Annotated in this window: 29 protein-coding genes and 1 pseudogene; 6 read left to right on the forward strand and 24 right to left on the reverse strand. The window is 39.4% G+C overall.

Annotation, left to right across the window (positions count from 1 at the left end):
- The 9 genes and pseudogenes from FC87_RS00005 to FC87_RS00045 form a co-directional block, all read right to left on the reverse strand.
- A pseudogene (locus tag FC87_RS00005) lies at nt 1–447 on the reverse strand (hypothetical protein); the annotation flags it as partial.
- Between the two features lie 10 nt (nt 448–457).
- Complete coding sequence (ssb, locus tag FC87_RS00010; RefSeq protein ID WP_056961251.1) at nt 458–907, reverse strand: single-stranded DNA-binding protein; 450 nt, start codon at nt 905–907, stop codon at nt 458–460.
- Nucleotides 900–1652, reverse strand: coding sequence for an ERF family protein (locus FC87_RS00015; protein WP_056961255.1), 753 nt, complete (start codon nt 1650–1652; stop codon nt 900–902). The genes ssb and FC87_RS00015 overlap by 8 nt, the downstream gene beginning before the upstream one ends.
- Nucleotides 1653–1654: 2 nt before the next feature.
- Nucleotides 1655–2500, reverse strand: coding sequence for a DUF1351 domain-containing protein (locus FC87_RS00020; protein ID WP_056961257.1), 846 nt, complete (start codon nt 2498–2500; stop codon nt 1655–1657).
- Nucleotides 2493–2756, reverse strand: a complete 264-nt coding sequence (locus FC87_RS00025; protein ID WP_054691172.1) for a hypothetical protein — start codon at nt 2754–2756, stop codon at nt 2493–2495. The genes FC87_RS00020 and FC87_RS00025 overlap by 8 nt, the downstream gene beginning before the upstream one ends.
- Nucleotides 2757–2907: 151 nt before the next feature.
- The gene (locus FC87_RS00030; RefSeq protein ID WP_054691174.1) at nt 2908–3135 is read right to left on the reverse strand and encodes a hypothetical protein; all 228 of its coding nucleotides are present in this window, start codon (nt 3133–3135) and stop codon (nt 2908–2910) included.
- Between the two features lie 179 nt (nt 3136–3314).
- Complete coding sequence (locus FC87_RS00035) at nt 3315–3614, reverse strand: hypothetical protein (RefSeq protein WP_054691176.1); 300 nt, start codon at nt 3612–3614, stop codon at nt 3315–3317.
- Nucleotides 3615–3632: 18 nt separating this feature from the next.
- Nucleotides 3633–3941, reverse strand: coding sequence for an ImmA/IrrE family metallo-endopeptidase (locus FC87_RS00040; protein WP_054691178.1), 309 nt, complete (start codon nt 3939–3941; stop codon nt 3633–3635).
- Nucleotides 3942–3960: 19 nt separating this feature from the next.
- Nucleotides 3961–4194: a helix-turn-helix transcriptional regulator gene (locus FC87_RS00045; RefSeq protein WP_054691180.1), complete on the reverse strand. Its 234-nt coding sequence runs from the start codon at nt 4192–4194 to the stop codon at nt 3961–3963.
- A gap of 142 nt (nt 4195–4336) precedes the next feature.
- Here FC87_RS00045 and FC87_RS00050 point away from each other — a divergent pair, with 142 nt between their 5' ends.
- Genes FC87_RS00050 through FC87_RS00065 form a run of 4 tightly spaced genes read left to right on the forward strand, consistent with a single transcriptional unit; the run spans nt 4337 to nt 7810 of the window.
- Nucleotides 4337–4978, forward strand: coding sequence for a helix-turn-helix domain-containing protein (locus FC87_RS00050; protein WP_054691182.1), 642 nt, complete (start codon nt 4337–4339; stop codon nt 4976–4978).
- 9 nt (nt 4979–4987) lie between these two features.
- A complete protein-coding gene (locus tag FC87_RS00055; protein WP_035422408.1) occupies nt 4988–5209 on the forward strand; it encodes a hypothetical protein in 222 nt (73 codons plus the stop codon).
- Between the two features lie 29 nt (nt 5210–5238).
- Nucleotides 5239–6600, forward strand: coding sequence for a DUF3329 domain-containing protein (locus FC87_RS00060; protein WP_056961259.1), 1362 nt, complete (start codon nt 5239–5241; stop codon nt 6598–6600).
- Nucleotides 6601–6655: 55 nt separating this feature from the next.
- Nucleotides 6656–7810 (forward strand): tyrosine-type recombinase/integrase, encoded by a 1155-nt coding sequence (locus FC87_RS00065; RefSeq protein ID WP_056961261.1) that lies wholly within the window; start codon nt 6656–6658, stop codon nt 7808–7810.
- 58 nt (nt 7811–7868) lie between these two features.
- Here the strand turns inward: FC87_RS00065 and FC87_RS00070 are convergent, their stop codons facing one another.
- The 7 genes from FC87_RS00070 to FC87_RS00100 form a co-directional block, all read right to left on the reverse strand.
- Nucleotides 7869–8096 (reverse strand): prepilin-type N-terminal cleavage/methylation domain-containing protein, encoded by a 228-nt coding sequence (locus FC87_RS00070; RefSeq protein WP_156656507.1) that lies wholly within the window; start codon nt 8094–8096, stop codon nt 7869–7871.
- Complete coding sequence (locus FC87_RS00075; RefSeq protein ID WP_009166577.1) at nt 8096–9112, reverse strand: type II secretion system F family protein; 1017 nt, start codon at nt 9110–9112, stop codon at nt 8096–8098. Before FC87_RS00075 ends, FC87_RS00070 begins: the two co-directional genes overlap by 1 nt.
- Nucleotides 9081–10049: a competence type IV pilus ATPase ComGA gene (gene comGA, locus FC87_RS00080; RefSeq protein ID WP_009166576.1), complete on the reverse strand. Its 969-nt coding sequence runs from the start codon at nt 10047–10049 to the stop codon at nt 9081–9083. Before comGA ends, FC87_RS00075 begins: the two co-directional genes overlap by 32 nt.
- 226 nt (nt 10050–10275) lie before the next feature.
- The gene (locus FC87_RS00085; protein WP_009166575.1) at nt 10276–11016 is read right to left on the reverse strand and encodes a YebC/PmpR family DNA-binding transcriptional regulator; all 741 of its coding nucleotides are present in this window, start codon (nt 11014–11016) and stop codon (nt 10276–10278) included.
- 65 nt (nt 11017–11081) lie between these two features.
- Nucleotides 11082–12101 (reverse strand): catabolite control protein A, encoded by a 1020-nt coding sequence (gene ccpA / locus FC87_RS00090; RefSeq protein WP_009166574.1) that lies wholly within the window; start codon nt 12099–12101, stop codon nt 11082–11084.
- 128 nt (nt 12102–12229) lie between these two features.
- Nucleotides 12230–12676 (reverse strand): YtxH domain-containing protein, encoded by a 447-nt coding sequence (locus FC87_RS00095; protein ID WP_009166573.1) that lies wholly within the window; start codon nt 12674–12676, stop codon nt 12230–12232.
- A gap of 5 nt (nt 12677–12681) precedes the next feature.
- The gene (locus tag FC87_RS00100) at nt 12682–13092 is read right to left on the reverse strand and encodes a DUF948 domain-containing protein (protein ID WP_009166572.1); all 411 of its coding nucleotides are present in this window, start codon (nt 13090–13092) and stop codon (nt 12682–12684) included.
- A 139-nt stretch (nt 13093–13231) separates the two neighbouring features.
- Here FC87_RS00100 and FC87_RS00105 point away from each other — a divergent pair, with 139 nt between their 5' ends.
- Entirely contained in the window at nt 13232–14203 is a 972-nt protein-coding gene (locus FC87_RS00105) for a mechanosensitive ion channel family protein (RefSeq protein WP_056961264.1), read from the forward strand.
- A gap of 39 nt (nt 14204–14242) precedes the next feature.
- Here FC87_RS00105 and FC87_RS00110 read toward each other — a convergent pair whose 3' ends face one another.
- Together FC87_RS00110 and murI are read right to left on the reverse strand one after the other, a co-directional pair.
- The gene (locus FC87_RS00110; RefSeq protein ID WP_054690031.1) at nt 14243–14833 is read right to left on the reverse strand and encodes an XTP/dITP diphosphatase; all 591 of its coding nucleotides are present in this window, start codon (nt 14831–14833) and stop codon (nt 14243–14245) included.
- Nucleotides 14823–15638: a glutamate racemase gene (gene murI, locus FC87_RS00115; RefSeq protein ID WP_056961266.1), complete on the reverse strand. Its 816-nt coding sequence runs from the start codon at nt 15636–15638 to the stop codon at nt 14823–14825. The genes FC87_RS00110 and murI overlap by 11 nt, the downstream gene beginning before the upstream one ends.
- Before the next feature lie 112 nt (nt 15639–15750).
- On the opposite strand from murI, the gene FC87_RS00120 reads away from it, so the two are divergent.
- Entirely contained in the window at nt 15751–16203 is a 453-nt protein-coding gene (locus FC87_RS00120) for a DUF2507 domain-containing protein (protein WP_009166568.1), read from the forward strand.
- A gap of 52 nt (nt 16204–16255) precedes the next feature.
- Here FC87_RS00120 and trxA read toward each other — a convergent pair whose 3' ends face one another.
- From trxA to ruvX, 6 genes are all read right to left on the reverse strand, one after another.
- Nucleotides 16256–16567, reverse strand: coding sequence for a thioredoxin (gene trxA, locus FC87_RS00125; RefSeq protein WP_040473183.1), 312 nt, complete (start codon nt 16565–16567; stop codon nt 16256–16258).
- A gap of 82 nt (nt 16568–16649) precedes the next feature.
- Nucleotides 16650–19007: an endonuclease MutS2 gene (locus tag FC87_RS00130; protein WP_009166566.1), complete on the reverse strand. Its 2358-nt coding sequence runs from the start codon at nt 19005–19007 to the stop codon at nt 16650–16652.
- Between the two features lie 11 nt (nt 19008–19018).
- Nucleotides 19019–19501, reverse strand: a complete 483-nt coding sequence (locus FC87_RS00135; RefSeq protein WP_009166565.1) for a CvpA family protein — start codon at nt 19499–19501, stop codon at nt 19019–19021.
- A complete protein-coding gene (locus FC87_RS00140) occupies nt 19498–19758 on the reverse strand; it encodes a cell division protein ZapA (RefSeq protein ID WP_009166564.1) in 261 nt (86 codons plus the stop codon). The genes FC87_RS00135 and FC87_RS00140 overlap by 4 nt, the downstream gene beginning before the upstream one ends.
- Nucleotides 19759–19846: 88 nt before the next feature.
- Nucleotides 19847–20137: a DUF1292 domain-containing protein gene (locus FC87_RS00145; protein ID WP_009166563.1), complete on the reverse strand. Its 291-nt coding sequence runs from the start codon at nt 20135–20137 to the stop codon at nt 19847–19849.
- A gap of 16 nt (nt 20138–20153) precedes the next feature.
- Nucleotides 20154–20576, reverse strand: a complete 423-nt coding sequence (gene ruvX, locus FC87_RS00150; RefSeq protein WP_009166562.1) for a Holliday junction resolvase RuvX — start codon at nt 20574–20576, stop codon at nt 20154–20156.
- Between the last annotated feature and the right edge of the window lie 18 nt (nt 20577–20594).

The raw sequence follows: 20594 nt of genomic DNA on the forward strand, positions 1-20594 counted from the left end.
GTAATTGATAATTTCAGTAATTGCACCGTCGGGTTCGTTAGAACTCGACAATGCTTCTCTATTATTTTTACTTTGTCTATTAGTACTTAGTTCTTTAGTACTTTGTAGTGTGGAGTTTCCCGAGTTCGGATTTACCGAGTTGGGATTATCCAACATCGGAAAATCTGTTATAATCCAAGACCATCCAGAAAATTTACCATTACTGTTTGTTTCTCGTTTTCTCTTTAAATAACCATATCTTTCAAGCTCTGCTAATCCACTTCTTAATGAATCCCGTCCATCAGTAGCATGTTTAGATACTTCTGTTTCGTGAAAGATCCAGTTATCAGGCATTGCCCACAAATAAACGAAGATACCACGAGCTTTCCAGCTTAATTTTTCATCTTTTATAACTAAATTATCTGTGACCGTATATTTATTAGAATATTTCTTTTGAAGTTTACTCATTGTTTATCTCCTAGAACGGTAAGTCATCATCAGTGATGTTAATTCCATCTTGGCTATTACCCCAGCCACTGTTCTGTTGATTCTGATAGCCGTTATTTTGATAACCGTTGTTATTCTGATAACCACCATTGTTCTGACTATTCCTTGTCTCTAACAGTGAGAAAGTCTGGACTCTTACTTCAGTAACGTAGACTTTCTGACCTTGTTTATTTTCGTAGTTACGGGTTTGGATACTTCCCTCCACGCCGATCAGAGTGCCTTTGTGAGCAAAGTTAGCTAAGTTCTCAGCTGACTTGCCCCATATTGTGCAACTAATGAAGTCTGCTTCAACGTCGCCATTTGCGTTTTTAAAGTTGCGATTAACAGCCAAGTTGAAGTTGCCGACCGCTTTACCTGCTTGCGTGTATTTTAGGTCGATATCTCTTGTGAGACGTCCTGTTAGCGCTACTGTATTAATCAAAGTTTTCGCCTGCTTTCACTGCGTTTTCGTAGAAAATCTTTAGACTTTGATATAGCTCACGTGCTTGCTTAACAGTCATTTTTCTAGGATCGGTAATCTTACAGATATTGAGCTGTTCTTCCATCGACTTACTCTCATCTTCGTTGATTAGCTTGCTGTACTTGGCGTTGAGATCTTTGATGAGTTGCTTGGCTTTGTCGCTAGCCGGAGAACTGTCAGTCTGCTTAGCTGGTTGTTGCTGTTGCGCAGGACGGCTGTTTTGTTGCCGTTGTGCTGGTTGGCTACGTTGTTGCCGTTGCGCTGGTCGTTGCCGTTGCTGAGACTGCTGAGTGCGTCCGCTAGATTGATTACCGTCATCATCGTCGGCAGCGATACCAAAAATAGCTGATAGCGTGTATCTGCGTAGATATGTTAGTGCTGAGCCAGCTGATTGCGGGTCAGTCTTTAGTAGTGGCAAGGAAAAAGCTTTAAATTCGACTTGATTATCTTTGTCAAAAACAATTGTCTTGATTCCGACGCTAGTTTGACCATTTGCATTCATATCAGTTACTGGGACTTGCACAAAGCCAAGCCCGACGCTAGCAAGTGCTGGCTTTAGTGACTCGATAATTGCGCTTAAGTCTGCGTATTTTGACTGTGTAAATGGGTTAATTGCATTCTTTTTTGGTTGCTTAAAAACTGATGACAATTGTGAAATTTTGGAATAAATCGCATTAATATTATTAGTGCTGTTTTCTTCTGCCATGATTAGCCACGCTTTCTGTAAAGGATTCCTAAGTTATCCATGTAATTTTCTAGTGCTTGAATTTGTTCCTTAGTTCCAGTCAATTCATAGCTAACTGCGACTTTGTCAATGACTTCGCCAGTCGACTTATCAACCGATTTAGTCTCACTGACTTTAACTTCGTCTTTTTCACGACGTTTTTTCTCTTCTTCAGCACGCTTGATGTCGCCGTCGATGATATCTTGAATTTCTAGAACAGTACCGCCATTAGCAAGCAGATGGACGTATGGGACTGGGTCAACGCCTGCTTTATGTGCATATTTTGTAAGCACTTCAACGTTTTGTTGCCGACGCAGTTCATCAGCTTTTGCCATCTTAATTTGTTCAACAATTGCATCCTGCCACTGCTTTTTTGACGTAGATTTGTTCAAAAAGCGTGAGTCGATTGTGATAGTTTCAGCACTAACTCCGTAATTTGGAGAAACGTCATTAATAAACTGCTGAATTTGTGTACGTTTAGCTTCTTTCCACTTCTCGTCATAAGTTTTTAGTTGCTTGTCGATGTTGACACTGGTTTCTTTAATATCATCTTCAAGTGGTTTGATAGCATCTTCAATGGGCTTAATTTGAGCCATGTAGTCACGTTTAACCTTGCGTCGTTGCTCATCAAGACGATTGAACAGTTTGTTAAGCTCCTGCTTAGTTTTCTTGTCGGTTTGGTAAGAGTCAGCAGTAACGACTAAGCCATCGTATTTAGCTCTAATCTCTTCAATTTTGGCTTGCAAAGTATCAAAGTTTCTAATGTTGATAGGCTGTGGCTTGTAAGTGATCGTGGTTTCTTCATCGATAAAAAGTTCCTTGTTAGTCATCGTCTGTTTCTCCTATAAAATCTCTACAAAAAGGGCAAAAATTGACTTTGATAGAGTCATCAGGATTGTACTTATCTGTATAATCTTTCACTTGCTCATAAGTTGGATCTTCGGGGAATTCAAGGTCGTACTCATCTCGAATATCGAAGATATTCCAGTATTGAATTTCGTGGTTATATCGATCGATTGAAAAGTATCCTAGTCCGTACTCTTGCTTTGGAATTGCGTTTCTTGACGCACAGTAGTCACAAGCCATTAGCGCACCGCCTTTCTAACAATTCTTTGCAAGATAGTCGGTTGCTTTCTGTACGTTCTTGCGCTAGAATTGAAATGTTGAATATTTAAAAAAATTAAGTTTTCTCGACTACTTGTTGTACGCAAGTAGTCTTTTTTTGTTTGAGCCATATTTAAGCCACCCTTTCATACTTATCAGTTTCGAAGTTGTAAGCATATCCGTAACCTTGAAAATTAATAATCGTGTCTAAATCAATTTCTTCGTCTGAGTTAAATCCAAACGCTTCGACCAATCGGTCACGTAATTCCATCGCTTTATCACTTAGATAAGCACCTGATTTATTTGCTTCCTTTACATATTCATCAACGATTAGCTGTGTCTGTAATTCTTCCTTTTTCATTTTCTTATCTCCTTTTTATTCGAAAAAATCTTTAAGTTTGAAGTCTTTAATAGTTCCGTTGAAACAACTGATAATTATCTGAATGATAGTTATAACGATTGGTATAGCAATGATCGTTAGCAAAATCGCCCTGAAATTAATGATGAAGAAACAAATTGCTTTAGTGATTAGGTCAACCATTAGTCCCACACCCTTTCTGTATAATCCTTTAAAGCTTTGTAGAACTCGTCAGGATAGTAGTAGATAGACCTACCGTAGTTACCATTCTTATTTTTCTTGTGATGCTCGATTGCCCGCAGTTCAGGAGATCCAGCAATCTCAGACCAACCTGTCGTCGATTGCCTAGATATTTCTTGAGCTAGCTTTGTATCGATAACTGCGTATTTGAGTTTTAAATTCTTGGCAATTGGCACTAATAGCTGTTCCGCAACTTCTTCCGCAACTTTGCGATGAAGTTCTAAGATTGCTGTGTCGTCCATTCGTTCTCTCCTTGAAATTTAATTAACAAAAAGTGAGTTGCCCTGAATTAGTTCAAAGATTGAGTTAGCCAAACTTGTTACCAAATTTTCATCGTTATATAGTGACGTTTTCCCACTTTCCCAAAGCATGATGTGGATTAATTCATGGATAAGTGTTTGCTTTTGGTGATTCTTATCTAATTCACTATTGATAAAAATATTTGCTCTATTTAAATCTGTATATCCCCATGTATTTTCATCTTCTGGAAATTCTGGATCATGTGGATTACTCACAATATTTACGTGGTAAACAATTCCATAAACCCTAATGTTATTTGGCATTCTCATTGTTATTGCCTCCTTTCAATTAAGTTATACTTTTGGATACATCTTTTTCAAAAAAAATATCCAATACATCGACATCCAAAACATCAGCGATTTTTTTAGCGACAACGTTGCTTGGGCTTCTATATCCGCCAGTAATTCTGTAGAGATAATTCGATGTTATTCCAGCAGCGTTTGCAAGCATTGCTTTATTCATTCCTTTCGAAATTAGTATTTTGTCTAGTTTGGAATTATCGATTAAAAGTCTGTTATTCATTTTCTTGCCTCCTTTCTACATAACTAATAATAACACATCGTATACTTTTGGCAACTATTTTTTATTATTTTTTTATTTTTTTGTACACGCATTTAAGTTTAGTTGTTATCATTATGGAAACACTAAGACACGGAGTAATAAAATGGATACCAAATTATTTGGAAACGAAATACGAAAAATACGAAAGGATAAAGGGTTTTCTCTCAGGAAAGTTGAACAGAGATCGGGTATTTCTTTTACTTTTATTTCTAAATTAGAAAATGGTAATAGAAATATTCCTAAGCCCGAAACTTTAAGAAAATTAGCTAAAGGATTGAGAATATCTGAAGATGAAATGTTCGAATTGGCAGGAATAACAACTCTTTTGCCAAAAAATGTAACAAGAATTTCTAACGATGATCTAGTCAACGTCCCTATCATCGGAGAAATTGCTTGCGGAGAACCTATCATCGCTGAGCAAAACATCGATGGGTATTTACCAATTCCACAAGATAGTGTTAAAGATGGCAACTATTTTGTTTTAAAGTGTCGTGGCGATAGCATGGAACCAACGATTACTAACGGATCTAATGTTTTGATACGTGAACAGCCTGACGCTGATGATGGGCAGATCGCTGCGGTACTACTGGACGATGATACGACGGCAACGCTGAAACGGATTAAGCATATTAAAGACAGCGTTTTTCTAATTCCTGACAATCCTAAGTATGAGCCAATTGTGCTTAATGAAGATAAGCCTGGGAAAATTATTGGTATTGTTAAAATGGAAATGAAGATGTTCTAGGAGGAAAATATGGATAAAAATACATTAAACAAATTTAAAAATACTGAAATTGACTATGTACATTTCATAACTGAAGGCGATGAAAACGTATGTGATATTTGCGATAAATTGTGGGAAAATAATCCTTACTCTATTGATGAAGCTCAAAAAATAAGTAAAAACTTACATAAAAATTGTAGATGTAAATGGATTGCTTGCGATAAAGACGATACATTGAGATCTAGTATTTAGATCAATCTTTAAATATTTGGAGGAAAACATTGGTAAATTATTTGAAGAAAAATTATATATATATATTCATCTTCTTTATATTTCTATTTATGGCTTATTGGTCAACCATAACTCCTTTATGGACTGATGATTGGCGTTCCATTGTTAATGGCGTCGGGCTTAATTTTTCTCAAATAATAAATACACAAATAATTGCATATAACAATTGGTCTGGACGTGTTTTTGGAGAAGGCATATCACGGTTACTTGTTACATTGCCAAGACCTATTTTTGGAATTTTAAATTCTTTGGTATTTATTTTACTTAGCATTTTAATGCTAAGGCTTTCCAAAAATAAATTGCAAAGTACAAAAGAGTCATTCATTAGTTACTTTTTTATTATTATTTCATTATTTCTTTTGACCCCTACTTTTGGACAAGTATTTTTATGGACAAGCGGCAGTGGTAACTATTTATGGACACTAACTGCAAATTTAGTATTTGTTTGGTTGTTTATTAATATAGACAAAGTAAAAATTATAAATAAAACAATTCTTTACATTTTGATGATTCCTTTAGCAATAGTTTCAGGTTGGTCAAATGAAAATACTGGTGGAGGCGTTATATTATTATTAATTGGTATGTATTTACTGAATTATTTTTATAAACGTAATTTTACAATTAATATTAAAAAATGTTTATTGATTGTTATATATATTTTTTCATATCTAGCGTTAATCTTAGCTCCCGGAAATGAAAAGAGAGCAAAAGTTTTAGACAAAGATTTTATAAACAAGAATTTTATAAATAGGATTGAGATAAGAATTCCACAAATCAATGTATTTATTTCCCAATATTTAATATGGATTATATTAGTATTTGTAGCTCTTGCTTGTTTGAATATTTTTATATTTAAAAATAAAGAGATCGTTATGTATTCATTGGTTTGGTTTATTAGTAGCTTTGCAATGATTTATGCTATGGCGTTATCTCCTGAACTAACAGATAATCAGGATAGAGTATTCTTTAATGGATTCGTTTTTCTTATAATTGCAACTATTAGTTTAATACCTAAAAATATTGATAGCCCTATTATTAAATCAATAATGGCATTTTCAATAATATCATTATCAATAATCACTTTAATATCATTAAGTACAGGATTTATTGACTCTAAGCAAACAAATAATTCTATAAGTAGAAGATATCAATACATTAAAAATGAAATACAAAAAAATGGAAAAAATAAAACTGTTAAAGTTGATCCACTAGATTATCCTGGATACACTAAATATTCAGTAACTTTTGGAAATACTTGGGATTTACAAAAATATAGCAACAAGGGAGTATACACATATCCTAATAGTGAGTATGAGCAAATGTTTGGAGCAAATAAAATAATACTTAAATAAGCTCGTAAGAGCTTTTTATTTTAAACAATTAAAAACATACGTTCTGGGAGACAATATGTATAAATTGAAGTATTCAAAAAGGCATCCGCACATTTTTCAATATAAAGCAAAATCAGACGTTATGTGGGGCTATCGCCTATCTTACTATGATGAGTTACATAATAGGCATGAGAAACAAAAGCGTGGCTTTGAGTCTGAGAACGATGCTAATCGTGCTATGCTAGCCGATCAAGCTAAGCTTGCAAGCAATGACGTCAATATTGTTAAAAATCAAAATATCACTGTCCAGCAATATATTAAAATTTATATGGATAATCACAAAAATAACATAAAAAAATCCACTATTTCTTCCTATTGGAATGTTTTTAATAAGCATATAATTCCAGCTATTGGAGATATTAAATTAAGTAATTTAAATAAGATTAACTATACTAACAAACTAATTAATCCGATGGTAGAAAAAGGATATTTACGCAACACAATTCTAAATTGTCATCATCGTATGATGACAATCATGTATGATGCAGTTGACAATGAATTTATTGAACGTAATAAGCTATCTCGTGTTCAGATTCCCGACACTGGGAAAACAAAAAAACGAATTATGACTAAAGATGAGCTCAAACAATTTAATGCTCAAGTGGAACGTGAGTCTATATTGACTCAGGTAATTATGTATACGCTAGAACAGACTGGTATGCGTCGTGGAGAACTTTGTGGACTACAATGGCGTGATATTGACTTCGATGACCTATCTATCAGTATTAATCGCACCCGTGATTTTAATGGAGTACGTGATCCTAAGACTAAAGATAGTAAACGTACTATCAGAATATCTCAAAAGTTAGCTAGTCTCTTAAAAAAGTATCGATTAAAGGTATCACAGCAATTTATTCAAAAAGGTTTGAAATTCAACGAAAAAACATTTGTAATACAAAGTGAGTTCCTTAATCCGTTGGTTAATAGTGTTATATCTCTTAGGCTTCGTCGTACTCTCAAGAGAGCGGGCTTAGACTATTTAGTGGGTCACTTTACCCCACACACTTTTAGGCACATGTACGCAAGTTATTTGCTAAATTCAGGCATTCCTGTTTCTGAAGTATCTGCTTCTCTCGGACACTCATCTCCACAAATGACGTTATCGATTTATACTGAACGAAATCCTGACGATGATGTAAACTTAGCTGACAAATTTAACGAACTGTGGTAACTTTTGCGGTAATTTTATATAAAATAGTTCTCAAACGTTGATATAACAGTGTTTGTTATTACATATATCTAAATGAAACTAGTTTATCAAAGCTAATCTGTGGGTCATCAAATTCATCGTAATAGGCATCTACTTGGGTCTGAACAACCGTCGTCATTGCCGCCCCGTGCACAGAATGCGCATGTTTCTTTTGAGCTCCTAAATTTGGAATAATAATCAATATTAAGAGCGAAATGATAAAGAGCACCACGGCCATTTCTATCAACGTAAAACCACTTCGTTTCATCAATAAACTCCTTTCAATGACTGATACATCGGCAACAGCATTTGTAAGTAAGTCAACCCAATCAATCCACCAATTATGACAAACGCAATCGGTTGAATCATTCCAATTAGTTGATTAGAACGACGAATTAGTTTTTGAAAGCAAAGTTCACTGTAGGCACTCAAATTATTGGCTAACGCCGTTTGCGAACTACCGTTATCGAAAAAGGTACACAACTCCACTCCCACAAATTGATTGGCACTTAAAATCTCGCTTAGCGATTCCCCCTGCTGTAGACCTCGTTTTAGCTGGTGCCCGATTTCTGCTAAAAAGGTCATCGCTTCAAAACTAGTTAAAATCTTTACCATTTCCCGCATTTCTAAACCACTCTGAAATAGAAGTGCTAGATTCGCAGTTAAATAGTAAGCATAGTAACTGCGAAACAGGCCTCCCAACAATGGGATCCGAATCAGTAGATTAGCTTGACTTAAGCGGGTTTGCCGTCGCCACCACCTAAGCCCCATGACCAACCCACCAATACCAAACATTCCAAGGAACAAAATCATCCCCCAATGAGTTGCAGGAGCCGGTTTCGCTAATAACGTAGTGGTCTGGGGTAATAGCACCGTTTTAATTAATATGAACACCCCACCTAAGATTGCTAACAAACACAGTGGATATAATGAAGCAGCTAGTAATTTTTGCCGTTGTTGCTGACGCAGTTGTAAAAAGCGACTTAAAGCAGTCATGCCTTGCACAAGATCCCCGTGTTCATCAGCCAATTTTAGTTGCTGGTAGGTGGGGACTGGCAAATGCTGCTGTAGTGCTGCCGGAAGGGAGGCGCCCTGGATTAATTTATCCTGAATTTGTTTAACAATGGTTTGTTGTGAGGCTGAAACCGTCGCAACAAAATCTAAACCTGCTCGGATTGAAAAGCCTACTGTTACTAACTCGGATAATGTTGCAAAGAAAAATGCTTGGTGGGCAATCCTAAAGTGCGGTTTTCTACCCAAAATGATATGCCATTTGCGTCGCACGACTAATCACTCCCTGTTCTTCTAATTGCAACAACTGTTTGCGCCAATCGGTTAAATCAGCTGCTGGTTGCTTAAAAAAATTATGATCAATTACGGTCAGTAAAGCTTTTTGTTGATTGGTAGTGGTGGGAAGCAATCGTTGATACACGATGGCCGAAACTGCCGCTTCTAATTGTGATTGCTTAACGCCTAATTCTAGTAGTCGCTGCATACTTTTTAAGGGACTACGAGCGTGAACCGTACTAAACACTAAATGCCCAGAAAGAGCAGCACGAACCGCAATATTAGCAGAAACCCGATCCCGAATTTCACCAATAATAAAAACATCCGGACGTTCCCGTAAGCCGATTTTTAAGAGACTTTCAAACGACATATCCGCAGGTGGATTTACCTCTAGTTGTAGAAAGCGTTCTTCATAGATTTCAACTGGATCTTCAATTGCTAAGACTACCTGGGTCGTTGGCAATGAACGAGCTAATTGATAAATTGTGGTGGTCTTGCCAGCGCCCGTTGGCCCAGCAAATAAAAACAAACCGCGCCGTTGCATCAACTGCTGCAAATGTTGTTGCTGATTGCCAGCAAAAAAATGTACTTGCTGCTGATCAAGCTGATAAATAACTCGAAGTACTAACGACTCGTGCCCATTAAAATTTCCTACCGTTGAAAGCCGTAATCGCAACCGTTCTTTTTGCAGGGAATAGGTCATCGTTCCAAGCTGTGGTCGCCGCTTTTCAGAGATTGCCATCCCACTTTGGTATTTACAATAGGTAATCAAACGTTGGGCCACCGTGAAGGATAGTTCTGATAACTGGATAACCCCCTTACTAGTGTGCATCCGTACTTCGTAGTTTGCTGCCTTAGGTAAAAAATAAATATCTGATGCTGTTTGCGCAACGGCTAAGCGCATAATTTCAGCGAATAAATTAGTAATTTCCATCACTTCACATCCTTTCAGTTTAAATACGCTAAACAAGTCCCGTTCAGGACAAGAACTCTTTAATTTATTTCGAGTTTTTATTTAGTAAGCTCCCAAAGATTTTCCCTAGCTTGCGACAATCCCGCTTGATTGTCAGTTGAAGCAGACGCCTAAATAACGCTACCACTGCTTGCCAAACTAAAAAGGAGCGCGATTACGATTGTAATCGTGCCCCTTTTGGTTTAACTTAATTATTTGAATTAGCGGGTAAAACAGCTGCTTCATAAACGTCTTGCACATCATCATCTTCGGATAATTCGTCAATTAGCGCACTGTATTGATCAACTTTATCTTCCGGAACTTCAGTCGTTGTCTCTGGAAATAACCGAACTTCAGCAGTATCTAACTGATACCCGGCCTGCTGTAAAGCATCCCGAACCGCTGTCATACTAGCTGGTGCAGTGAAAATTTGATATTCACTATCGGTGGCTTTCATGTCATCGGCACCTGCATCAAGCGCTGATAATAACATCGTATCTTCATCATCTGTGGTTGTGTCTCGCAATACAGAAACAAACCCCTTCCGATCAAACATATACGAAACCGATCCATTGGTTCCAAGTGAACCACCATGATGGGTAAAGGCGGAACGAATGGCTGCTGCGGTTCGGTTCTTATTGTCTGTTAAGGCAGAAACCATAACTGCAGTTCCTCCAGGACCGTAGCCTTCATAAGTCACTTCTTCAAACTTAGCACCACCAACACCAGAGGCTTTATCTAAAGCCCGCTGGACGTTATCTTTGGGCATATTAGCTGCCCGTGCTTTTTCCAGTTCTAACCGTAGTTGGGGGTTACTTTCTGCATCGACTCCTCCAACCTTAGCTGCCTGATATAAATTACGTGAGATTTTTTGGAAAATCTTGCCCCGTTTTGCATCCTGGGCGTTTTTACGGCCCTGAATATTATGCCATTTTGAATGTCCAGACATAATTCAGCACTCCTCTCTCTAGCGAAAATTAAACAAACTAACTATAACAAATAAACCAAAGCGAATCAAACTTCACGAGATTTAGTCGACTGCCGTGCTTTTAAACCAAATGATAACAAAACATTATTAGTAGTTAGTTGTTCGTTATCCATTAACTTTGTCAACATCCGCATGGCGACTGCTCCAATGTCATAGAGCGGTTGCGTAATACTTGACAAGCTGGGCCTAGTAATCTCTGTTAATTTGGTATCGTTACTAGTCACAACTTCAAATTGATCTGGCACCTGTATCCCATGATCGGTCAGTGAATTAACGACTCCTGCAGCCAGCTCATCATTGCTAACCATGGCCGCCGTGGCCTGTTGTTGTACTAGGCGGTGTCTGAGACGGTAACCAGCTTGATAGTTGCCATCCCGTGCTTCGATCAAGAGTTCTTTACGAAACGGAATTCCTGCATGCGCCAATGCATCACGATAACCCTGAATGCGGAAACTTTTATTAATGGCGAGCTCCAAATCATCAGCAACGAAAGCAATTCGTTCGTTGCCCGTTGCAATTAATTGATTTACCTGGGCATAAACGGCCTTTTGATAATCAATGTTAACACTTGGCAGTTGTTGCTCTGCATCAACCGATCCGGCTAAAACAACGGGTAAGTGCTCAGTTTGTAATTCCTTGCGAACCATCTCAGACAACTGATTCGTCATAAAAATCAAACCGTCAACTTGCTTCGAAAACAACGTATTGAGGGCCTGAATCTCCTTTTGTGAATTCCCATCAGAATTAGTCAAAATGATATTATATTCATACATCTCCGCAATGTCGTCAATTCCTCTTGCTAGCGCCGCAAAATAATCATTGGTCACGTTGGGAATGATCACTCCAACCGTCGTCGTCTTCTTACTAGCCAATCCACGTGCCACGTCATTGGGTCGATAATTTAACCGCTTGACAACCGCTAAAACCTTCTCTTTAGTGTCTGGTCTTACGTTGTGATTGTGGTTTACAACTCGAGAAACAGTTGCCATTGACACGCCCGCTTCTCGTGCCACGTCATAAATTGTAACTGATTGTTTTTTTCTCAAGTCCTCACTCTTTTCTTACTCAAATTTATCGCTTAGCTTTTAGGACTATAGAGTAACCGTTTTCACAAAAGATTGTCAAGATAAAAAAAGATTTGAAGCAAAGCTTCAAACCCCCTCTCATTCAGAAACTATTCTTCTGTTTGATCGCCGTGATCATCTAAGGTATTGATACCCTTGGCGTCATTAGTGAACTGATCATCAATTTTCACGGTAATATCATCATTTTCATCGGTCTCAGGTTGACCACTATCATCAGTTGTTCGTACTCGTAAATAAGCTTGTAATTGGCTCAGATCGTCCTTCAAATCGTTTAACTTATCGTTAACTTTTTGAGAAGTTACATTCAGTGAATCTTTATAGTTACCCATCGTTTCAGTCAATGAGTCGCGGGTATCTGCAAGGGTGTCCGCAGCATACAAAGCATAGTCAACGGCCCGATCTTTAGCATCCTCAACAGTTTCTAAGGCATCAATCTTTAGTTTCCGCTGTTTTTCTTCATCAAGCATCCGAAATGCCAGATAAGCAGCAGTTGAAGTTAACAAACCACCCATTAACAAACCTGTTTTTATTTTCATGATTTCTAAGCTCTCCTGTTATTATTTGCTTGCCCTGGCTGTTTCTTTTTTCGACTAAACAATCCAGAAATCTTTCTTGAAATCGATTTAACCATCGAACGTTTAGCCATCATCTCCATGCGCTGATTCAATCGATCAGTCGCTGTTTGAACCGTATGGTTAACTTTGGAAACCGAGGTACCAACCTCTGCTGCTGCCTGAAAAACAGGGTCGAGCTGGTCAATTCGCTCGTTAAAGTTTTGTAGAAGCTGGTTAGTATCGTTAGTAAGTTGATCAATGTTTTTAGTTACATCCGATAGACTCTGGTCAACGCCATCCAATACTTTGACGAGCCTAACTAAGCAGACGCACATAAAAATTACTAATACCGCAAATGCAATTGCTGCAATTAAGGCTGCAATTTCTCCAAAAGTCATTAGTTTCCCCTCCTATATGTTGTTAACAAACTAAGAATATCATTAATCGCCCCTGGTGACAATTTATCCCCGTTTTAATTGTTTAAAGACCTCTACTTTTGGTAGAATTAATTCAACTTAGACTGAATGGAGCTCCGTTATGAATTCAATTATTGAAACGATTAATACCGCCGCTGCTGTTACCCAGCAACAGCTAACTAATTTTTTAGCTAAATTTGATTGGGACCAACTTATTGGGGTGCTTCTTTCAAAAATCATCAGTATTGTACTGATTTCAATTCTCTTTTTGATTATTGCCCAAGGTGGTCGCCATTTAATTGCCCGCGTCTTTCAAAAAAATCAACAAAAATTAGTCGCAAAAAATCCCCAAACTACGATCGTCAAGTCGAAACGTCGTAATCAGACCTTTTATAGCTTGGTTGAGAATGCCTACTACTACTTGGTAGTTTTTTTCTGGCTTTACTCAATTCTGTCAATTATCGGGATTCCCGTGGGAACGTTGATTGCCGGAGCCGGAATCTTCAGTTTAGCCGTTGGTTTAGGCGCCCAGGGATTTGTGAGTGACATTGTAAGTGGCTTTTTTATCATTTCAGAACAACAACTCGCAGTCGGTGAACATGTCATCATTAATAATATTGATGGAACTGTTAGTGCGGTGGGGTTACGCACAACGCAAATTAAAACCGATAATGGAACCCTCAACTTCATCCCCAATCGAAATATTACTACGATTGCAAATCTCTCCCGCAGTAGCATTCAAACCAGTATTAATGTTCGCATCACTCCCGAAACAAATTTGAAAGCCGTTGAAAAAATCATTCAACAGACCAATGAAAAATTAAAGGGACAACAGGCAGCTGTGCTTGAACAACCCGTTATTCTTGGCCCTGTGTATCTCAATGATGGTTCTCTAGCAATTCAGACTAACGTAACTACTAAAAGTGGAACAGAAAGTTTGGTGCAGGCAACCTATCTAGCCGCCTACCTAGAAGCGCTAACTCAGGCCGGTATCGAGCTCCCCCTCTCGCCCCAGTCGGTTCCGGTTCCAGCTAGTCCAGCAAATGTAGCTAACCAACCTCAGGCGCCTACCACGAATCCACTCAAACATTAATCAAAAAGGAAGCTGTAATCAGCTTCCTTTTTGACTGGCTTACCACCATTGATCAAGCTTAGTCGCTAGCTTTCGCAGTGCCTGGGCGCGATGGCTAATCTCATTTTTTTCTGCTGCTGACATTTCTGCCAAGGTCTTTTGTTTGGCCGGAACAAAAAACAAGGGATCATAACCAAACCCGTTTTGACCGCGTGGTTCGGTTAAAATTTCACCGGCAAGCGTTCCAGAAACAGCTAACGATTCCCCGGTCGGTTTCATCACTACTAAAGTAGTATGAAAATAAGCATTTCGATCATCCGCGTGCGCCAACTTTTTTAATAATTTAGCATTATTTGCAACATCATCATGATCCCCAGCGTAACGGGCCGAATAAATCCCTGGCTCACCGTTAATTGCTGGTACCACCAGTCCTGAATCATCCGCAATTACCGGTTGCTGCAATTGCTGACTAACTGCTTGGGCTTTGATTTGCGCATTTTCAGCAAAAGACTGCCCAGTTTCCACAACGGGAGCTAAGTCTTCAAAATCACCGGCTCCATGGACTTCATAACCTTTTGGAACGAGCATCTCTTGAAACTCACGAATTTTATTTGCATTTTGTGAAGCAATTACAATCACTTTATTTGTCATTGGTTTGCAACTGTTGATAATCAATCAGTTGCGCCACCACCTTTCTGTTGAGCCACTGTGAGGCTACCTGAGCAAATCTGTTAGGATTAGCTGTGGTATAAAAACGACAACTACCAGACCCAGTTTTCTCCAATTGATTTTCATTGTCCAATAATTGCTGCGCCGTTGCAATCGTTGCAATCCCAGGATCAATCAGCCGTACCTGAGGAGCAACCGCTTGCTGGATTAAAGAGGAGATGATTGGGAAATGGGTGCAGCCAAGGATCAAAGTATCAATTTTACTTTGTAAAAGTGGTGCTAGACTTTCTCGCACAATTTTTTGGTCAATGCTAGTCTGATAATTGCCCGCTTCAACCAGTGGAATTAGTTTAGGACAAGCCAGCTCAACTACCTCACAAGTGGGATCTAACTGATGAATAGCATCTCGATAAGCATGACTAGCAACTGTTCCGCGCGTTGCAATTACGCCAATTTGATGGTTCCTAGTTGCCTGAACAGCGGCGCGACTCCCTGGTTCAATTACACCGATAACCGGGATCGGCAACGTATTTTGCAGTGAAGCTAAGGCAACCGAAGTCGCTGTGTTACAAGCCACAATCATCAATTTGGCCTGCTGGCGGACAAAAAAAGAACCGATTGCACTACTATAGGCACGAACTGCCGTTGGTGATTTTTCACCGTAAGGTAAATGCTGTTCGTCGCCTAAAAATAAAAATTGTTCCTGCGGAAAGGTCCTTAGAGCTGTTTTTAAAACTGTCAGCCCTCCGACGCCGGAATCCATCATTGCAATTGGTGCTGATTGCATAGTTCTTCCCTCCTAATGTATTTCAGTATACTATAAAGTGCGTCCAGTTGATTTATTTCTGAAGTCAGTATGGTAGAATGTATCATGTAACAATTGGATTGGAGAGAATTTAATGAGCAAACCTGCAAAAAACGATTATGACCAATTTTTCCAAGGAGCGGCTGCTGACGAAGCCTGGCCAGTATTGTTATTACGAGATGTTCTATTACCAAATCTCTTAGAAAGAGATTTACATGATATTTTATACTGGGCAGGAAAAAATTTAGCAATTAAGTTCCCACAAACTACCGAGTCACTGGTTCACTTTTTTGAGGTCAGTGACTTTGGCAACCTGGTACTCACAAAGCAAACGGCAGACAAAACCACTTGGAAGTTAAGTGGTCCTACGATTTCAAAACGACTAGCTGCCGATCAAGATGCCGACTTCATGCTAGAAACAGGTTTTCTAGCTCAAACACAGCAACAAACCACGGGACTGATTACCGAAGCTGAATATAAACTACGCAACAAAGGAATCATCGAAATTATGGTTGTTTCCGATAGTAATCAACCCCTGCCCTACTAGACAGCGTTAGCATTAAAAAAATCCTGAAATGATTTCATTTCAGGATTTTTTATTAAGCAGTATATTCAGCAAATAACTTTTGCAACTGTTCTTTGGAATGATAGCCAACCACTTGATCAACAATCTGACCATCTTTTTTAATCAGTAGTGTCGGAATGCTCATGATTCCAAGACTGCTAGCCGTTGCTTTATTATCATCAACGTTCAGTTTGCAGAATTTAATTGTATTGTCTGCTTCTGCCATCTCCTCAATAACTGGACTTTGCATCTTACAAGGTCCACACCAAGGAGCCCAAAAGTCAATTACAGTAAGACCAGTCGCTGTTTCTGCTGCAAAGTTTTCATCATTAATTTCGTGCACCATCATAATTCCTCCTTGTTTTAGAACTTACATATTGTAAGTATATGGACTATTCCCATCAAATGCAACCATCTTGCTTAAAACCTTATTTAAAGGTCACAACCGTTGCTCCATCACCACCAGCACTCGGTGGGGCAAAGGAAAATTTTTGTACCTGACGATGGCGACTAAGTATCTTGGTAACCCCCGTTCGCAAGGCACCCGTACCTTTTCCGTGAACAATCGTTACCGTGGGGTAACCAGCTAACAAAGCTGCATCTAGATATTGATCAAGCCGGTGCATCGCATCATCATACCGAACTCCTCGCAAATCTAAAGTCGTTGGAACTGCTGCAGACTTAGTTCTCCGCACCATTGGAGTTCCTTTGGCAGGTTGTTGCCGAGTTCCCTGCTTTTCCAAATTACTTTCCGCAACCTTCATTTTCAAAATACCCAACTGGACTTCCCAGTTTTGCTGACCAAGCTTTCGGAGTAAGACCCCCTGCTGTCCATAGTTTTTAACCAAAACATCATCACCAACTCGCAGGGTTTGTTTGGCCTTCGAACGTTTTAAAACACGATTTTTTCGCAAGGCGGGTTGCTGCTCTAAAGCATTAAGTTTTCCCTGATCGGCAATAATCTCATTCTCTTTAACTCCTCCTTGCAAGTCGCGCTGCTTTTGGTGTAAATCATCAATTACAGCTTGGGCCTCCCGTTTAGTCTTGGTAACTAACTGGTTAGCTTCCCGCTTGGCTTGATTTACTAACTGTTCCCGCTGTGCCTGAAACTGTCCAAAGTGATCTTGTAATTCTTGCTGTAATTCGGTGGTGGCTTTCAATTTTTCCGCTAGTTGGGTGGACCGTTCGTGCGCCAGTCGGGTTTGTTGCGTTAATTCCGTAATCATTCGATTCAAATCTTGGTCGGTCTCATCCGTGTAAGCTGTTGCTTGGTTCACAATCTGTTCACTAAGACCCAGCCGGCGGGCAATCTGAAGGGCATTACTTTGGCCCGGAACGCCCATCAACAATCGATAGGTTGGACGGAGAGTTTCTTCGTCAAACTCCATGGAAGCATTTTCAGTAGCAACATGATTATACGCATAGGCTTTTAGCTCTGGATAGTGTGTTGTAGCCAAAACCGTGCTGTGCAACCGCTCAATCGCATCTAAAATCGCCATTGCGAGTGCTGCCCCTTCGCTCGGATCAGTTCCAGCCCCTAATTCGTCAATCAATACTAAACTGCGTGCCGTCGTTTGCTGAAGGATCTGAATAATATTATCAAGATGAGAAGAAAAGGTACTTAAGTTCTGCTCAATTGACTGTTCATCCCCAATATCAGCAAAGACCTCATCAAAAACCCCAACTTGACTCCCTTCATCTGCGGCAATGAATAGGCCCGATTGTGCCATCAATTGCAAAAGACCAAGTGTTTTCATCGTGATGGTTTTCCCACCAGTATTCGGGCCGGTGATGATCAACTGGCGGCAATCTTGATTCAGTTCAATCGAATTTCCCACCACCCGATCTAAGGAAATCAATGGATGCCGAGCGGTTTTTAAGTGCACCTCATTTCTTATCGATAACTTCGGTTTCGTAGCGTGCAAAAATCGTGCGTAACGCGCCTTAGCATTAATCAAATCAAGATGCCCTAGCTGAGTGGCATTAGCAGCTAGATGCGCCCCCTCTGGTCTTAATTCATCAGAAAGTTCCGCCAGAATCCGTTTTTCTTCTTGCAGAGCCGCCTTTTGTTGAAACCGTAGCTGGTTATTAAGCTCCACTACTGCTTGCGGTTCCACGTACAGCGTTTGTCCAGACGCACTTTGGTCGTGTACGATTCCGCCAAATTGCTGTTTTGCTTCAGCTTTTACTGGAATCACATAGCGGTCATCCCGAATGGTAATTACAGTATCACTTAGATATTTTGCCCGCTTTCCATGGATATAACCGTTCATTTTTGTTTTAATCGTAGCCTGGGTTTGCTCAATTTGATGTCGCAGTTGTTGCAACTGCTGAGAAGCGGTATCCAACAGCCAGCCCGTAGCATCAACTGATTGGAGCAAGCGCTGGTTCAGCTCTGGAAGTGCGACCAATTGCTCGTTTAAGGAATAGAGTGTCAATAATTCGACGTGATCACTTTCAAGTTCAGTAAAAAATTGATTAATTCGTTGAACTGTTTGTAGAATTTGACTAAACTGCGCTAATTCTTTCCCGTTTAGGTTAGCTCCTATTTCTAAACGTTTGAGTGGCTGATCAACGGCCACGAGGCGAGGCAACGGCAGTGGCTGATTCAAACGATCTAAGTGCACTCCATCATCCGTTTCATCCAATTGCTGCTGAATCAAGTCTGGGTCGCTGGTCGGAAAGAGTTGATCTAATTCTAATTTGCCTAAATCCGTCGCTAAGTAGTCGCGAATTTGTGTTTTGATTTTTTTATATTCTAATGTTTTTAAAATTTTTTTATTCATGAAAACCTCGTCTAAGGTAACAATAACCGTGGCACACTGGTTACCAATAGTTGTGCAATGGTTGAGTTATCATATAAAGCTATCAACCAGCTCAGTTGGAGTAACAAGAGCCCACTGAGTAGTATTTTACTCAAAATAATACTGGTTACTAAGCCAACCACCCCACCTAACAAGCTATTAAATTGTTTAATAAGGGGCACATGCGCAACCACATTTAGCATGCGTGCCAGCAACCTTACCAGAATAGTTGCGATTAACAATGCCGAAAAGAACCCCAGACCGCGGTAAAAACTTAAATGCACCGGATTATGTTTTACAACCAATAGGTTGCCAATCGCTTGGTAGCAAACCGCAAAAAAATCAGTCGTCAGTAGTGCAAAGCCCAGCACCAGCAAAACTCCTAAAAAGCCAACCAACTCCCTTACAAAGCCACGGTGAAGACCATGAAAAAAGGCCGTCAGCATTACCAATAATAATATAATTGAAAGTATCATGCTTGATTATCCTTTTCGTGAGTTGTCGTTTGCAAATCATCAAGTTGTAGTTGCAAATCTAATTGTTTAGAAATCGCATTAAAGGCCACTAGGAGGGCTGCATCAACGGAGTTTAAATCCGATGCTTGCTGTTTAATAGTTGCTAACTCGTGATTCAAAATTTGAGCGACTGATTGCATGTGCTCATCTGAAGCAGTTCCGATAAACGTATAGCTTTTTCCATCAATGTCTGTTTTAAATCGTTTTTTTTCAACCACGAGAACGCCTCCTGCCAATGATTTTATTTTAGCACGAATAATTAAAAAGGTACCAACCCGATTGTTGGTACCCAAAAGTTAACGTTGACTAGCGAACGTCATCTGGATTAAGGAAAGTATTGAGGGTTTCTTGTACCATTTCCCATTCCTTATCATCATTGATTGCTTCTAATTCACCATCTGAAGGAGCCGTTGGATCGGCATCCTTCGGTAGGGCATACGCTTCAATATTTAACTCATCATGCCCTTCTTCCTCAGCTGGGTACATCAAAATGTATGAGCGTTGGTACTCGTCAGATGTAAAGGTTAGCAATTCGTTATAGAGCAATTCGTTACCATCTTCATCAATCAGCGTAAGCTGTTCTGGTTCTTCTGCCATCTCAAGGCCTCCCTAATTACTGGTGGTTCCGATCCAAGTATCCTTGTAAAATCAACTCGGCAGCCACTTTATCAATTACCTTTTTCCGTTTTGCACGTGAAACGTCAGCTTTTTCAATCAGCATCCGTTCAGCTTCCACGGTTGTCAGCCGCTCATCTTCATAATCAACCGGAAGGTGAAAGCGGGCTTGTATCATTTTACCATATCGCTTAGAAGCCTTAACTCGAGGACCCATGGTATTATTCATGTTCTTTGGCAAGCCAACGACCACTTTGGAAACTTGATAGTCGTTTATCAATTCACCTACACGATCCAAACCAAACTGATGATCAACTTCATTAATGGGAATAATTTCAATCCCCTGTGCCGTCCAACCTAAAGCATCGCTAATGGCAACTCCCACTGTTTTGGAACCGACATCTAATCCCATAATTTTCATGTTTAAATCCTAACCCTG

This window comes from Fructilactobacillus florum DSM 22689 = JCM 16035 (assembly GCF_001436645.1).
GTDB classification, from domain to species: Bacteria; Bacillota; Bacilli; order Lactobacillales; family Lactobacillaceae; genus Fructilactobacillus; species Fructilactobacillus florum.